12 protein-coding genes are annotated in these 13,990 nt (G+C 68.9%); 9 read left to right on the forward strand and 3 right to left on the reverse strand.

Translation table 11 applies throughout. The features are described from left to right. Positions 1-21 precede the first annotated feature (21 nt). Entirely contained in the window at positions 22-930 is a 909-nt protein-coding gene (locus DBV35_RS01430; RefSeq protein WP_108658473.1) for a DMT family transporter, read from the forward strand. Between the two features lie 91 nt (positions 931-1,021). On the opposite strand, the gene DBV35_RS01435 is transcribed toward DBV35_RS01430, so the two are convergent. Continuing rightward, positions 1,022-2,065: a metallophosphoesterase family protein gene (locus tag DBV35_RS01435; RefSeq protein ID WP_157961528.1), complete on the reverse strand. Its 1,044-nt coding sequence runs from the start codon at positions 2,063-2,065 to the stop codon at positions 1,022-1,024. Between the two features lie 408 nt (positions 2,066-2,473). On the opposite strand from DBV35_RS01435, the gene DBV35_RS01440 reads away from it, so the two are divergent. From DBV35_RS01440 to DBV35_RS01465, 6 genes are all read left to right on the forward strand, one after another. After that, entirely contained in the window at positions 2,474-3,316 is an 843-nt protein-coding gene (locus tag DBV35_RS01440) for an AAA family ATPase (RefSeq protein WP_108658475.1), read from the forward strand. Beyond that, on the forward strand, positions 3,316-3,786 hold the full coding sequence (locus DBV35_RS01445) for a SixA phosphatase family protein (RefSeq protein ID WP_108658476.1): 471 nt from the start codon (positions 3,316-3,318) through the stop codon (positions 3,784-3,786). Before DBV35_RS01440 ends, DBV35_RS01445 begins: the two co-directional genes overlap by 1 nt. Beyond that, positions 3,783-4,433: a 3-oxo-tetronate 4-phosphate decarboxylase gene (otnC, locus tag DBV35_RS01450; RefSeq protein WP_108658477.1), complete on the forward strand. Its 651-nt coding sequence runs from the start codon at positions 3,783-3,785 to the stop codon at positions 4,431-4,433. Before DBV35_RS01445 ends, otnC begins: the two co-directional genes overlap by 4 nt. Before the next feature lie 106 nt (positions 4,434-4,539). Beyond that, positions 4,540-6,042, forward strand: a complete 1,503-nt coding sequence (locus DBV35_RS01455) for an amidohydrolase family protein (RefSeq protein ID WP_108658478.1) — start codon at positions 4,540-4,542, stop codon at positions 6,040-6,042. 87 nt (positions 6,043-6,129) lie between these two features. Next, complete coding sequence (locus tag DBV35_RS01460) at positions 6,130-6,966, forward strand: ABC transporter ATP-binding protein (RefSeq protein WP_170134860.1); 837 nt, start codon at positions 6,130-6,132, stop codon at positions 6,964-6,966. Continuing rightward, positions 6,963-7,790 (forward strand): ABC transporter permease, encoded by an 828-nt coding sequence (locus DBV35_RS01465; protein WP_108658479.1) that lies wholly within the window; start codon positions 6,963-6,965, stop codon positions 7,788-7,790. Before DBV35_RS01460 ends, DBV35_RS01465 begins: the two co-directional genes overlap by 4 nt. Here the strand turns inward: DBV35_RS01465 and DBV35_RS01470 are convergent. Then, positions 7,738-8,724 carry a DMT family transporter gene (locus DBV35_RS01470; RefSeq protein WP_245943805.1) on the reverse strand — a complete coding sequence of 329 codons (987 nt, stop codon included), beginning with the start codon at positions 8,722-8,724 and terminating at the stop codon, positions 7,738-7,740. The two genes, DBV35_RS01465 and DBV35_RS01470, sit on opposite strands and share 53 nt — an antisense overlap. 153 nt (positions 8,725-8,877) lie before the next feature. Beyond that, the gene (locus DBV35_RS01475; RefSeq protein WP_108658481.1) at positions 8,878-9,930 is read right to left on the reverse strand and encodes an ABC transporter substrate-binding protein; all 1,053 of its coding nucleotides are present in this window, start codon (positions 9,928-9,930) and stop codon (positions 8,878-8,880) included. A gap of 249 nt (positions 9,931-10,179) precedes the next feature. Here DBV35_RS01475 and DBV35_RS01480 point away from each other — a divergent pair, with 249 nt between their 5' ends. Both DBV35_RS01480 and DBV35_RS01485 read left to right on the forward strand, forming a co-directional pair. Beyond that, entirely contained in the window at positions 10,180-11,610 is a 1,431-nt protein-coding gene (locus DBV35_RS01480; protein WP_108658482.1) for a dihydroorotase, read from the forward strand. Positions 11,611-11,635: 25 nt separating this feature from the next. Then, positions 11,636-13,984 (forward strand): xanthine dehydrogenase family protein molybdopterin-binding subunit, encoded by a 2,349-nt coding sequence (locus tag DBV35_RS01485; protein WP_108658483.1) that lies wholly within the window; start codon positions 11,636-11,638, stop codon positions 13,982-13,984. The last annotated feature ends 6 nt before the right edge of the window (positions 13,985-13,990 follow it).

The raw sequence follows: 13,990 nt of genomic DNA on the forward strand, positions 1-13,990 counted from the left end.
CGCCGAGACGGATCCCTTCTGATGACCTTCCTTCCCCTGTGGGTGCTCACGACCCTCGGCGCGGCCGCGGCCCAGACCGCGCGCAACGTGATGCAGCGCCATCTCACCGCGAGCCTCGGCACCCTCGGCGCCACGCTCGTGCGCTTCCTCTACGGCCTGCCCTTCGCGGTGGTCTTCCTCGTCCTCGTCATTGCGGTGACGGGCGAGGCGGTGCCGGAGCCGAGCCTCTCCTACGTCGCCCAGGTGGCGGTCGCCTCGACCTGCCAGATCGCCGGGACGGCGCTGATGCTCGCCGCGATGCGGATCACGACCTTCTCGATCACGGTCGCCTACACCAAGACCGAGCCGGTCCAGGTGGCGCTCTTCGGCTTCCTCGTGCTCGGCGAGCGGCTGAGCCTCGTCTCCGTCGCCGGCATCCTCGTCGCGACGGCGGGCGTCATCATCATGTCGCAGGTGAAGGGCGGGGCGCTCCTGCGCGGCCTTCTCGCGCGGCCGGCCCTCTTCGGCCTCGCCTCGGCGGCGGGCTTCGCGGCGGCGGCGGTGTTCTTCCGCGGCGCGATCCTGACGCTGGAGGAGGGGTCGAGCCTTGTGCGGGCGACGACGACGCTCGTCTGGTCGCTCGCGATCCAGTGCATCCTCCTCGTCGGCTGGCTCGCCATCACCGACCCGAAGGTCATCCTCGCGACGCTGCGCGCCTGGCGCCAGTCGATGTTCGCCGGTGCGATGGGCGCGCTCGCCTCGCAGCTCTGGTTCATCGGCTTCGCGCTCACCTCCACCGCGAACGTGCGCACGCTCGGCCTCGTGGAGGTGCTCTACGCGCACCTCGTCTCGCGCCGCCTCGCGGAGGCGACGACCCCGCGACAGCTCCTCGGCATGGCGCTCGTGGTCGCCGGCGTCGCCGCGCTGATCATCGGCCACGCCACCAGCTAGGACGTGCCTCGGAGCGTCAATCACACTGGCGCGCGCGGTCGCAACCGGGACCGCGTGTCTGTTATCCAACCGGATGCGGCCGTCGGACCGCTCAGTGACCCTTGCGGTCGTAGGCACCGAACAGGGACGGATCGAGCCCTTTCCGATCGAACAGTCCCTTGAGCGCGATGTTCGCGATTTGGGGCCCATCGTCGGTCATCGTCACCCACATGACGTGATCGACGTTGCCCGGGCCCTCCTCGTGGAAAGAGGCCCCGGCCGGTCCCATCGTGATGTATTCGGTGCCATCGATGAGGTCGTAGTCATAATAGTGCAGATGCCCCCCGAAGAAGGTGTGTTTCCTATCTTCGAGCAGCGCGCGAATCGCCTCGAAACTCGCTGACGGCTTTTCCCACGCGGGTTCATGCAGGAAGATGAAGGTCCAGCGAACGTCGGGGTTCTGCTTAAGGGTATTTTCCAGAAAAGCGAGTTGATCGGCCTGAAATTCCACGGGGACAGCGAGTCCCGCCACGACTGATTCATCCGACATGAATTCTGCGAGCATTTTCTTAGCCGCTTCGGGATCCTCCGTCTGCAGGCGGTTGTAGGTGTCGATCTTGTCCCTGATGCCCTCAGGCTCCGGACGGGGAGGATCTTCGCTGTCGAGCACGACGAACAAAGTGTTGTCGTACACGAAAGCGTAGTAGGTCGACCCATATCTCTCGCGCCATACCGCCTGGGCTGTCGTATTGGCGATATCGTGATTGCCCGTCACGCGGAAGAATGGCATGTCGAGGCCGCCGAGCATCTTGTCGATGCCATCCCATTCGGCATTCAGCTCCGCTTTGTCGTCGCTGTAACCTTCGATCAGGTCGCCGACATTGATCACGAATTCAGGCTGCAAGAGATTGATCTGATCGATGGCCAGCGCAAAGGTGCCCTGAACATTGGCGCCTCCGGTGCGGTCGCCGACGATCAGGAACTGAAAGTGTCCGGGATCATCGTTGAAGTTATCGGAAGTCCACGGTTTCGCATGAGGCAATGCGTTCTGATCATAGCTGAAATCGGCTCCGACGGCCGCGCCTACGCCAACTCCCAGAACGCAGAGCGCGGTCAGTCCCGCTGAGATGGGGAGCCGCAAATTCCGAGTGATCATGATGACCTCCCTCGCATGATCTGCTGCAGATCGGGCCATCGATAGAGCCACGCGTCAGGAATTGCGTTTTGATACTCATCAAGCCGATAACCGAGGCAGCAGCTGGCCGGCCGGCGCCGGGGCCTGATCGGCAATCTCGGCAGCCGGGAAGGCTGATTCCGTCGTATTGGCGCGCACAAGCTGGGTTGAAGATGCTCCAAGAGAAGCGCCATCGGGCTCCAGCCGTATCGCCATGACGTTTCGTGAGTCACCAACCTGGCCCGCCCGTCCGACACGCCCGGCGCGAAGGTTCGCCGCGCGCCGCGGGCTTGACTTTGAATCGGATGGCATAAACTCATGCCCTATCCATCGCGTGGGACGCCTCTAGCCTGCGCCTGAAGCTCCGTTCCCACGCCAAGGTTGCCGTCCATGCGCTTCGAAGGCTCCGATACCTACGTCGCGCCGAAAGATCTGCAGATCGCCGTCAACGCCGCCATCGCCCTGGAGCGCCCGCTCCTCGTGAAGGGGGAGCCGGGGACGGGCAAATCGGTGCTTGCGCGGGAGGTCGCCGACGCGCTCGGCGCCCCGCTGATCGAGTGGCACATCAAGTCGACCACCAAGGCGCGCGAGGGCCTCTACGAGTATGACGCGGTGGCGCGGCTACGCGACAGCCAGCTCGGCGACCCGCGCGTGTCGGACATTGCGAACTATATCCGCAAGGGCAAGCTTTGGGAGGCGTTCGTCGCGCCGACACGGCCGGTCCTCCTGATCGACGAGATCGACAAGGCCGACATCGAGTTCCCGAACGACCTCCTCCTCGAACTCGACCGGATGGAGTTCACCGTGGTCGAGACCGGCGAGCGCATCGCCGCCGGCACGCGGCCGATCGTGCTCATCACCTCGAACAACGAGAAGGAGCTGCCGGACGCGTTCCTGCGCCGCTGCTTCTTCCACTACATCAAGTTCCCGGACGCCGAGACGCTGGCGGAGATCGTCGAGGTCCACTTCCCGCGCCTGAAGCCGCGCCTCCTGAAGGCCGCGCTCGAAACCTTCTTCGAGCTGCGCGAGGCGCCGGGCCTCAAGAAGCGTCCCTCGACCTCGGAGCTTCTCGACTGGATCAAGCTCCTCGTCGTGGAGGATCTCGACCCCGACGCGATCGCCGAGCGCTCGGCCGGCAACGTGCTGCCGCCGCTCTACGGCGCCCTCCTCAAGAACGAGCAGGACGTCCACCTCTTCGAACGACTCGCATTTCTGGACAGGGCCCGCCGCTGATGCGCCATCTCGTGATCATGCGCCATGCGAAGGCCGAGCACGGCTACGACAAGCCGGACTTCGAGCGCATGCTGGAGCCGCGCGGCATCGCCGATGCCGACAGCGTCGGCGGCAAGCTCGCCGCGCTCGACCTCGTGCCGGACACGGTCCTGTGCTCCGCCTCGCGGCGCACGCGCGATACGCTGGCGGCGGTGCTTCCCCATATCGGGCGCGACTGCGTCGTCCACCTGCGCCGCAGCCTTTATGACGCCGAGGTCGCGGACCTGCGCGACGCGGTGCGCACCGCGCGTGGGCAGTGTATCCTCCTCATCGGGCACAACCCGTCCGTCCACGGCCTCGCGCTCGCCTTCGCCGGCTCGAACCCCGAGGCGGCCGAGCTGCAGACCGGCTTTCCCACGTCCCACGCGGCGGTCTTCTCCATGGGATTTGCCGTCGACACCGTGAAATTCGAGCGCGTGGTGACCCCATGAATACTGGCGTGATCTCCGAGACCACGAAAATCCGCGAGCGCATCGTGCGCCTCGCCGAGCTCCTCTATCTGCGCGGCTACGCGCACGGGACGACGGGCAACATCTCGGTCCGCACCGAGGGCGGCATCATCGTGACGCCCACGAACTCCTCGATGGGCCTCCTCGACCCGGCGCGCCTCTCCTTCGTGCGCGCGGACGGCACGCATGTGAGCGGCGACAAGCCTTCCAAGGAGACCTTCCTCCACATCGCGATGTACGAGGAGCGGGCGACCTCGAACGCCGTCGTCCACCTCCACTCGACCCATTCGGTCGCGATCTCGATCCTCGCCGAGACGGACCCGGCGAACGCGCTCCCGCCGCTCACCGCCTACCATCACATGAAGGTCGGCCGCCTGCCGCTCGTTCCTTATGTGCGGCCGGGCGACATGCGCCTTGCCGACGAGGTGCGCCAGCGCGCCGGCACCTATCACGCGATGCTGCTCGCCAATCACGGGCCGGTCGTCGCCGGCAAGTCGCTGGAGGACGCGCTCGCGATCGCCGAGGAGCTGGAGGAGACGGCGAAGCTGCGCCTCCTCACCGAGGGGCGGCCGGTGAACGCGCTGACCGCCGCACAGCTCGCCGAGCTCGACCACCACTTCCCGAGCTGACCCCGCCGCGCCCGGCAGCGGCGCGCGCGAAGAGTGGTGCTTCGGCCCATTCCTGATAGAAGGCGGCAGCCGCCCGCGCGGGCGGTGCAACGATCTCGGAGATGATATGGCGGCTTACACAGCCATCCGCGGCGCGACCCTCGTCACGCTCGACGAAGCGGGCACCGTGGTGGAGAACGGCGACCTCGTGATCGAGGGCACCCGGATCGCCTATGCCGGCCCCGCCGGCGGCCACAGCCTGCCCGAAGGGGCGGAGGTGGAGGAGGTGTCCGGCGCCGGGCGCGTGCTGATGCCGGGCCTCGCCAACTGCCATACCCACTCCTACGCCGCCCTCCTCAAGGGCTCCGTCGACACCGAGCCCGTCGACCTCTTCATGGTCAACGCGATCCTCGGTGCCGGCACGCGCGATGCGCGCGACGCCTACGTCTCGGCCCAGATCTCCGCGCTCGAGATGCTGGTGACGGGCTCCACCGCCTGCCTCGACCATTTCTCCCACCGCCCCCGCCATGACGGCGAAGTGCTCGACGCGGTGATGTCGGCCTATCGCGATGCCGGCGTGCGCGCGGCGGTCGCGCCGATGTTCTCCGACATCCCCTTCGTCGAAACGATCCCGCTCCTGCCGGAGGAAATGCCCGAGGCGCTGCGCGCCGAGCTTCCGGGCGCCCGGCAGCCGCACGACCCCTATTTCGAGATGATGGCCGACCTCGCCCCGCGCTGGCGCGACGACCCGCTCGTCGACCTGATGCTCGGCGTCGACAGCCCGCAGCGCTGCACGGAGGCGCTCCTGCGCCGCGGCGGCGATTTCTGCGCCGAGCACGGCATCGGCAACCACACCCATCTCCTGGAGGCGAAGACCCAGTGGGCGATGGCGGAGGGTCGCGCGCCGCACGGCTTCGTCGCCTACCTCGCCGATTGCGGCCTCGCCGGGCCGAAATCCTCCTTCGCCCACTTCGTCTGGTTCACCGACGCCGACGTCGAGAAGGCGGCCGAGACGGGCGTCCATGTCGTCCACAATCCGGCGAGCAACCTCATCCTCGGCTCCGGCATCCAGCCGCTCCTGCGCCTCATCGATGCGGGCGTCCCGGTGGCGTTCGGCTCGGACGGGCTCAACACCGGCCACATGTCGATGTTCGAGAAGACGCGCCTCGCCGCGCTCCTCACCCGCGTCACCGACGCGGACCCGGACCGCTGGCTGAAGGCGCCCTCGGCGCTGCGCATGGCGACGGTGAACGGCGCGTCGGCGCTCGGGCGCGGCGGCGAGGCGGGCGTCCTCGCGGCCGGCCAGCTCGCGGACGTGGTGGTTCTCGACGGCGAGACCGTCGCGCTCAGCCCGCGCGGCGAGATGCAGGCGCAGATCGTCTTCCACGAATCTGGCTCGAGCGTGCGGGACGTCTATATCGACGGGCGCAAGGTGCTCGCCGACGGCAAGCCGACCCTCTTCGACGGCGCGGCCATCCTCGGCGAGGCGCGCGAGCGGGCGGCCCGCCTCGCGCGCGACAGCCGCGCCGCGCTCGAGAGCGCGGAACGCTTCTATCCCGGCATCAAGGCCATGGTCCGCCGCGTCGTCGGCGGCGAGGCGGGCCCTTGCCGGATCGCCACCCTGTCATAGGGCAGGGCGCCACGCCGCGGACCCGTGGCGTGGATTTTGCCTTTTGAAGGCGCTACCGACAGGATGAGCGAGGAGGGCTCACACGCGATGGCATTGGCCGAACCGGCCCCCGCAAGGGGCGGCACAACGAGCGATCATTTCGTCAGCATCCGCGACGTCGACCTCGTCTATGGGCGGGGCGAGGCGAGGATGCAGGCGCTCGGCGGCGCGACCATCGACGTGAAGAAGGGCGGCTTCGCGGCCGTCGTCGGCCCGTCGGGCTGCGGCAAGTCCTCGCTGATGAAGCTCGTCACCGGCCTCCTGCCGCCCACCAAGGGGACGATCACCGTCGCCGGCAAGCTCGTCGACGGGCCGGTCAACGTCGCCGGCATGGCCTTCCAGAACCCGACGCTGCTGCCGTGGCGCTCGACGCTGAAGAACATCATGCTGCCGCTGGAGGTGGTGCAGCCGCACCGCCGCCAGCTCCGGCGCAACCGCAAGGCCTACGAGGCGCGGGCGAACGATCTCCTCGCCGCCGTCGGCCTCACTGGCTTCGGCGACAGCTCGCCCTGGCAGCTCTCGGGCGGGATGCAGCAGCGCGCCTCGCTCTGCCGCGCCCTCATCCACGAGCCCGAGCTCCTTATGCTCGACGAGCCGTTCGGCGCGCTCGACGCCTTCACCCGCGAGGAACTCTGGGGCGTCCTGCAGAAGCTCTGGATGGAGCGGCGCTTCACCGTCATCCTCGTCACCCACGATCTGCGCGAGGCGGTCTATCTCGCCGACACGATCCACGTGATGTCGGCCCGTCCCGGCCGGATCGTCGCGAGCCGCGACGTGCCGCTCCCCTATCCGCGCACGCTGGAGGACACCTTCAAGCCCGAGTTCGTCGACATCGTTCACGAGCTGCGCGACCATATCAGCCGCGAACGGCAGGCGGTGAAATGACCGACACAACCGAGACCGAGGCCGCTGCCGAGCCGGTGCGCCGCCGCTTCCGGATCAGCGACAACTGGGCGCCGTGGATCGTGGGCGCCGGCACCCTCGTCGTCTGGGAGGCGGCGTGCCGGATCTTCGCGATCAAGCAGTTCGTGCTGCCGGCCCCGTCGGCCATCATCGCGAGCCTGTGGAAGTGGCACGAGGTCATCGCGATCCACGCCGCGCAGACGCTCTACACCACGCTGTTCGGCTTCGTGTTCGCTGTCATCGGCGGGCTCATCCTCGGCGTCGCGGTCGGCTACTCGCGCTTCCTCTACAAGGCGCTGTACCCGATCCTCATCGCCTTCAACTCGGTGCCGAAGGTCGCGATCGTGCCGGTCCTCGTGATCTGGTTCGGCATCGGCACCATTCCGGCGGTCATCACCGCCTTCCTCCTCTCCTTCTTCCCGATCGTCGTGAACGTCGCCGCCGGCCTCGCGACCGTCGAGCCGGAGATGGAGGACGTCCTGCGCTCGCTCGGCGCGTCGCGGCGCGACATCTTCTTCAAGGTCGGCCTGCCGCGCTCGATGCCCTACTTCTTCGCCTCGCTGAAGATCGCGATCACCCTCGCCCTCGTCGGCTCGGTGATCTCGGAGACGATCGCCTCCAACGCCGGCATCGGCTACCTGATGCTGAACGCCAGCTCCCGCTTCGACGTGCCGCTGGTGTTCGCAGGCCTCTTCGTCGTCGCCTTCCTCGGCGTGATGATCTACTCGGTCTTCGCGATGTTCGAGACGCGCTTCACCGGCTGGGCGACCCGCGCGCAGGCGATTCGCTTCGAGGGCGGCGGCTGATCCTGCCGAGGGCGCGCCACGGCCGCCCGTCGATCGCCGCGAGGCCGAGCCCGATGAGGGCGATCCCGGCGAGATGCTGCGGTCGCAGGATCTCGCCGAGGAAGAGGATCCCGAGGAGGATCGCGCTCACCGGCACCAGGAAGGTGACGAGCACGAGGTTCGTCGCCCCCGCCGTCGACAGAATCCGGAAATAGAGCACGTAGGCGAGCGCGCTTGAGAGGCTCGCGACGGCGACGAGCGCGGCGATCACGTCCCATCCCGGCATCGCGAGCGTCCACGGCCGGTCGACGGCGAGCATCACCGGCATCAGGACGAGGGTCGACGCGGCGAGCTGGCCCGCCGCCGTCGTGATCGGCGGCACTCCCATGCGCGCGAAGCGGCGGCCGAAGATCCCGGCAAAGGCGTAGGAGATCGCGGCGCCGACGCACAGGAGCTGGGCGACGACGTGCCCGCCCATCGCGGAGACCGCGTCGAGCCCGACCATCACCCCGACCCCGCCGAGACCGAGGACGACGCCCGCGAGGCGGTTCGCGGTGAGCTTCTCGTCCGCCGTCAGCACATGGGCGAAGAGGACGGTGAAGAGCGGCGTCGAGGCGTTGAGGATCGCCGCCACCCCGGCCCCGATCTCCCGCTGCCCCGCCACGATCAGCGAGAAGGGGATGACGTTGTTGAGGAGCGCCATCACGACGAAAGCGCCGAGAATGCGCGGCGCGCGCGGGAAGGGGCGGCCGGTGAGGCGCAGCACCGCGGCGAGGATCAGCGCCGCGAGGCCGACGCGCGCGACGACCACGGTGAAGACCGGCAGCGCCGAGACCGCGATGGCGTTGAAATAGAAGGACCCGCCCCAGACGATCGAGAGGGCGACGAGCATCGCCCATTCGCCGCCATTCATGGCGGCGCGGGGCGGGACGGGTGCTTTGGCGGGGGTGGGCATCGGGCGGTCCTGACGGTGGCGTCGGCGCGGATGTGCCACCGCCGCACGCCGAGCGCCACCCGGACCTTGCGATCAAATCCGCCGGGCACGCGCCCGAAACGAAAGAAGCCGGCGCGGGGCCGGCTTCCTCGTCGTCGCGATGGGCGGGTCGCCTTACTTGGCGGCCTTCGCCTTCACGTCGTCGCTGATCGCGCGGGCTTCGGCGGGCGGCAGGAAGCTCGCGTCATAATAGTCGCCGATCTTCGGGTCGACATCGATGCCGTAGGCGGTCGCGATCTGCTTCGCTGCGGTCTCGAAACGGGCCGGGTCGACCTCGCTGATGCCGCGCTCGATCACGCTCGGCGTCAGGATGGAGAGCTCCTGGGCGAGCTCCCAGCGCGCGGCCTCGACGGTCTCGTCGACCAGCGGCTCACGCTTCTTGAGGAGCGCGAGGCCCTCGGCGGGGTCGGCGAGCATGTCCTGCAGGCCCTTCACGGTCGCGGCGACGAAGCCCTTCACCACCTCGGGGTTCGCCTCGGCGAAGTCCTTCCGGACGATGATGCCCGACGAGTAGGGGTTGAGGCCGAACTGGGCGAGGGTGAAATAGTTCACGTCGTCCTTGTCGACGCCGGCGAGCACGAAGTTGAGCGCCGTGGTCGTCGCGAAGCCGAAGGTGGCGTCGGCGGCGCCCTGGATCACCAGCGAGTCGCGCAGGTTCGGTTCGACGAACATGAACTCGACCGAAGCGGGGTCGATGTTGTTGAGGCCGGCGACGACCGGCCAGGCGAGCACCGTCGCCTCGTTCTGCGTGGCGGAGATCTTCTTGCCCACGAGGTCGGCCGGGGAGTTGATGCCGCTCTCCTTCAACGAGATCGCGCCGGTCGGCGACTGGTCGTTGATGATGAGGACGGAGATCACCGCGTCGTCCGGGTTCTCCTTGTTGAACTTGAAGAGGCCCGTGCCCTCGGCGAAGCCGATATCATAGGCGCCGGAGGCGACCTTGTTGATCGTGTCGCCCGAGCCGAAGCCGCGGTCGATCGTGACGTTGAGGCCCTCGTCCGAATAGTAGCCCTTCTCGAGCGCGATGAGGAACGGGCCGTGCATGGCCTGCCACGCCCAGTCGAGGACGAAGCGAACGTCGGTCTTGTCCTGGGCCTGCGCCCCGACGGTCGGCAGCGCGAACGCGGCGCTCGCCAGAGCCACGCCAAACAAGCGTGCAATCGTCATGTATCACCCCTCCAGATGTATGATGGTTGTCGGCGGCGGCATGCCGCGTGGCTGCCGCCTGCTCGTCGCGCGAAAGGATGCAACATCGAGACCAGCGCATCCGCCATCGTGCGCCGCGGCCCGAGCCGATCGCCGCACGACATGCAGTCAAAACACGGCGACGGTCTCTTCGGCAAGGCGGCGTCGTGGCGCTGGATCGGCGGGACAAGGTGTGCGACCAGAACCCCTGACGCGACGGAGTGAGAGACGATGGCGCAAACCGCCGACCTCGTGATTGCGAACGGGACGGTCGTGACCGAGCGGCTCGTGTTCGAGGCGAGCATCGCGATCCGGGACGGAACGATCGCCGCGATCGGCGCTGCCGCCGACATGCCGCCCGCGGCCGAGACGATCGACGCCACCGGCCTCCATGTCCTGCCCGGCGTGATCGACGATCACGTCCACTTCCGCGAGCCCGGCATGGACCACAAGGAGACGTGGCTGACCGGCGCGCGCGCGGCGGCGATGGGCGGCGTCACCACCGTCTTCGACATGCCGAACACCGCCCCGCCGGTCCATTCGGTCGAGACCTACCGGGCGAAGAAGGCCCTCGCCGAGGCGTCCTCCATCGTCGATTTCGGCATCTATGGCGTGCTCGACGAGCACAATCTCGCCGACCTCGCGCCGCTTTCGGAGGCCGGCGTCGTCGGCTTCAAGCTCTTCCTCGGCAACACCACCGGCAACCTGCCGTGCCCGTCGGACGGGGCGGTGCTCGAGGGGTTCGAGATCCTCGCCCGGCTCGGCAAGCGCTGCGCCATCCACGCGGAGAATTCGCCGATCCTCTTCTGGCGTGAGGACCGGCTGAAGGCGGCCGGGCGGAACGCGCCGATCGACCATCTCCACGCGCGCACGGACGTCGTGGCGCTGGAGGCGCTGTCGAAAAGCTGCATCTTCGCGGAGTGGACCGGGGCACGGATCCATATCGTCCACGAATCGTGCGCGGCGAGCCTGCCCTATATCGAGTTCTTCAAGTCGCGCGGCGTCGACGTCACCATCGAGACGCTGCCGCAATATCTCGTCCGCGCCGTGGAGGACATGGACCGGCCGGGCGGCGAGATCCTGCGCATGAACCCGCCGATCCGCGAGCGGCGCAACCAGGAGCCGCTGCGCCGGGCCCTCGCCGACGGCCTCATCGACATCATCGCGACCGACCACGCCCCGCACAGCCCCGAGGAGAAGGCGGGCAACCGCATCTGGGACATCGCGTGCGGCTTTCCGGGCGTCGAGACCTCGCTGCCGATCCTCCTTACCCTCGCGAAGGAGGGGGTGATGCCGCTCACCCGCTATGTCGAGGTGTCCTCCGCGAACCCGGCGCGCGCCTGGGGCCTCTATGGCCGCAAGGGCGTGCTTGCGCCGGGTGCCGACGCCGACATCGTCCTCGTCGACATGAACCGCGAAGAGATCCTCGGCGCCGATCGCCTGTCCTCCAAGACCAAGGTCTCCGCCTATGAGGGGATGAAGGTCACGGCATGGCCGGTCGCGACCCTCGTGCGCGGCAGGCCGGTGATGCGCGACGGGGAGATCACGGCCGAGCCCGGATGGGGTAGGGAGGTGATGTCTGCGATGCCGCCCGCCGCGCCCCGCAATCTCGACAAGCACCTCGCGACCCTCGTGGGGGTCTCGCCCGCCCCCTCCGCCTGACTGACGCCCAACCGCTTCGGTGACAATGACGACTGACGACACCGCGCCGGAAGGCGCCATCGGCCTATCCGTTCCGAATGTCCGCTCCGGCCGGCTGGTACAGGGGGGCGGGCACTTCCTCGCGAACCTTCGCCGCGCCGACGCGCTCGCCGCCGTGGTGGTCCGCTCGCCGATCGCGCACGGCATCATCACGGGCCTCGATGTCAAGGCGGCGCGCGCCTGTCCGGGCGTCGAGGCGGTGTTCACGGCGCAGGATGTCGACGCGGTGTGCGCGCCCTGGCAGGCGAACCACGCCTTCTTCGCCGATGCGCGGGTGCCGGCCGAGCGCCCGCTCGCGCGCGAGCGCGTGCGCTATGTGGGCGAGCCGGTCGCGATCGTCGTCGCCGACACGCTGTTCGCGGCGATGGAGGCGGCCGAGGCCGTGATCCTGGAGTTCGACGAGCTCGACCCGCTCCTTGACCCGCTGGAGGCGGCCGCGAACGAGGCGGACCCGATCCATCCGGACCTTCCGGGCAAGGGCGCCGCGAACGTCCACGCGGTCTTCGCGCGCCGCTCCGCGACGCCGGCCTCGGGCGAGGCGAAGGGGCTGTCGCTGCGCCTCTCGCGCGTCGCCGTCCAGCCGCTGGAGACGCGCGGCGTCCTTGCCGACTTTGACGTCGCGGACGGGACGCTGACCGTCCACCAGTCGCACCAGCATCCCCACCAGATGCAGGACATCTACGCCCGCCTCCTCGGCCTTCCCGAGCACAAGGTGCGGGTCGTCTGCGGCGATGTCGGCGGCGCGTTCGGCATGAAGCAGCAGCTTCATCCGGACGAGATGGCGGCGGTGTGCGCCGCGCGCCTCCTCGGCCGCCCGGTTCGCTTCCTCGTCGGCCGCAATGACAGCCTCCTGTCGGACGCGCAGGCGCGCGACCATCACCTCACCGCCGAGGCGCTGTGGGACGATGCGAAGGGCCGCGTCACCGGCTTTCGCCTGCGCGACGTGTGCGGCCTCGGCGCCTTCCCGCACTATCCGCGCACGAGCTTCGGCGAATCGGGCCAGGCCGTCCGCCTGATGGGCGCGCCCTACGCGATCGACCATCTCGACGCGGAGGCGAAGCTCGTCTTCCAGAACCGCCCGCATCTCGGCCACTATCGCGGTGTCGGGCACCCGGTCGCCTGCATCGCGACCGAGGCGCTGATGGACCGCATCGCGCGCGAGACGGGCGAGAACCCCATCACCTTCCGCCGCCGCCACCTCCACGACCTGGCCGCCGGTCCGGTCACGACGCCGGGCGGCATCCTCGTCGACCGCTACCGGATGGCCGAGTGCCTCGACGCGCTGGAGGCCGCGCTCGGCGCCGAGGCCTTCGCGGCGCGCTCCGATGGCGGGCGGATGCGCACGGGCGTCGGCATCGCGTGCCTCCTCGAGATCTGCGCCGGCAACTCGCGCTATTATGGCGATGGCGGGGTCCGCATTTCGGTCAACGAGAGCGCGACGCTGCGGATGGAGCCGAGCGGCGTCGTGCGCGTCGCGACCGCCAACACCGACCAGGGCCAGGGTGCGGACCAGGCGCTCGTTCAGATCGTCGCCGATGAGCTCGGCCTCGATGTCGGGAGCGTCCGCGTCGTCTCCGGCGATTCGGAGGCCTGTCCCTATGGTGGCGGCGCGTTCGCCTCGCGCGGCACGGCCCATGGCGGCGCGGCGGCCCATGACGGCGCGAAGCGGCTGAAGGCGCGGCTCCTCGCTTCGGCCGGCCTCCTCCTCCAGCGCGATCCGGCGAGCCTCGACATCCGCGACGGCCACGTCGTCGCGCCCGACGGCACCGCCCTGATGGACGTTCCGGCGCTCGCCGCGACCTGCCACTTCAAGCCCCACCTTTTCCCGCACGACCACGACACGGGCCTTGCCGTCGTCGGCCGCTTCACCCCGCAGAAGGATTTCCAGATCTGCTGCGCCGCCTTCGCGGCCGTCGTCACCGTCGACACCGACACCGGCGCGGTCACGACGGACCGGATCGTCGTCGCGCACGATGGCGGGCTCATCATCAACCCGGCGCTCGTTGATGCGCAGATCCAGGGCGGCTCGATCCAGGGTCTCGGCCAGGCGCTTCTGGAGGCGGTGCGGGTGGACGATGCCGGCCAGCCGCAGACCGGGTCGTGGATGGACTATGCGATGCCGCGCGCCGAGGACGCGCCGTCGGTGGAGATCATCCACATCCCCTCGCTCCCGAACGAGGGCTTCGCGCCGCGTGGAGTCGGGGAATCCGGCAATTCCGGCGCCCCTGCGGCGGTGTTCAACGCCGTCCTCGATGCACTCGCCCCCCTCGGCGCGACGCTCGACACCATGCCGGCGACGCCGCTCCGGGTGTGGGAGGCGATCCACCTCAAGTGAGGCGAG

The organism is Acuticoccus kandeliae, assembly GCF_003073115.1.

Excerpts from the sequence above, each read along its gene's own strand:
- DBV35_RS01430 (WP_108658473.1), top strand. The coding sequence starts at position 22 with ATGACCTTCCTTCCCCTGTGGGTGCTCACGACCCTCGGCGCGGCCGCG.
- DBV35_RS01435 (WP_157961528.1), bottom strand. The coding sequence starts at position 2,065 with ATGATCACTCGGAATTTGCGGCTCCCCATCTCAGCGGGACTGACCGCG.
- DBV35_RS01440 (WP_108658475.1), top strand. The coding sequence starts at position 2,474 with ATGCGCTTCGAAGGCTCCGATACCTACGTCGCGCCGAAAGATCTGCAG.
- DBV35_RS01445 (WP_108658476.1), top strand. The coding sequence starts at position 3,316 with ATGCGCCATCTCGTGATCATGCGCCATGCGAAGGCCGAGCACGGCTAC.
- otnC (WP_108658477.1), top strand. The coding sequence starts at position 3,783 with ATGAATACTGGCGTGATCTCCGAGACCACGAAAATCCGCGAGCGCATC.
- DBV35_RS01455 (WP_108658478.1), top strand. The coding sequence starts at position 4,540 with ATGGCGGCTTACACAGCCATCCGCGGCGCGACCCTCGTCACGCTCGAC.
- DBV35_RS01460 (WP_170134860.1), top strand. The coding sequence starts at position 6,130 with ATGGCATTGGCCGAACCGGCCCCCGCAAGGGGCGGCACAACGAGCGAT.
- DBV35_RS01465 (WP_108658479.1), top strand. The coding sequence starts at position 6,963 with ATGACCGACACAACCGAGACCGAGGCCGCTGCCGAGCCGGTGCGCCGC.
- DBV35_RS01470 (WP_245943805.1), bottom strand. The coding sequence starts at position 8,724 with ATGCCCACCCCCGCCAAAGCACCCGTCCCGCCCCGCGCCGCCATGAAT.
- DBV35_RS01475 (WP_108658481.1), bottom strand. The coding sequence starts at position 9,930 with ATGACGATTGCACGCTTGTTTGGCGTGGCTCTGGCGAGCGCCGCGTTC.
- DBV35_RS01480 (WP_108658482.1), top strand. The coding sequence starts at position 10,180 with ATGGCGCAAACCGCCGACCTCGTGATTGCGAACGGGACGGTCGTGACC.
- DBV35_RS01485 (WP_108658483.1), top strand. The coding sequence starts at position 11,636 with ATGACGACTGACGACACCGCGCCGGAAGGCGCCATCGGCCTATCCGTT.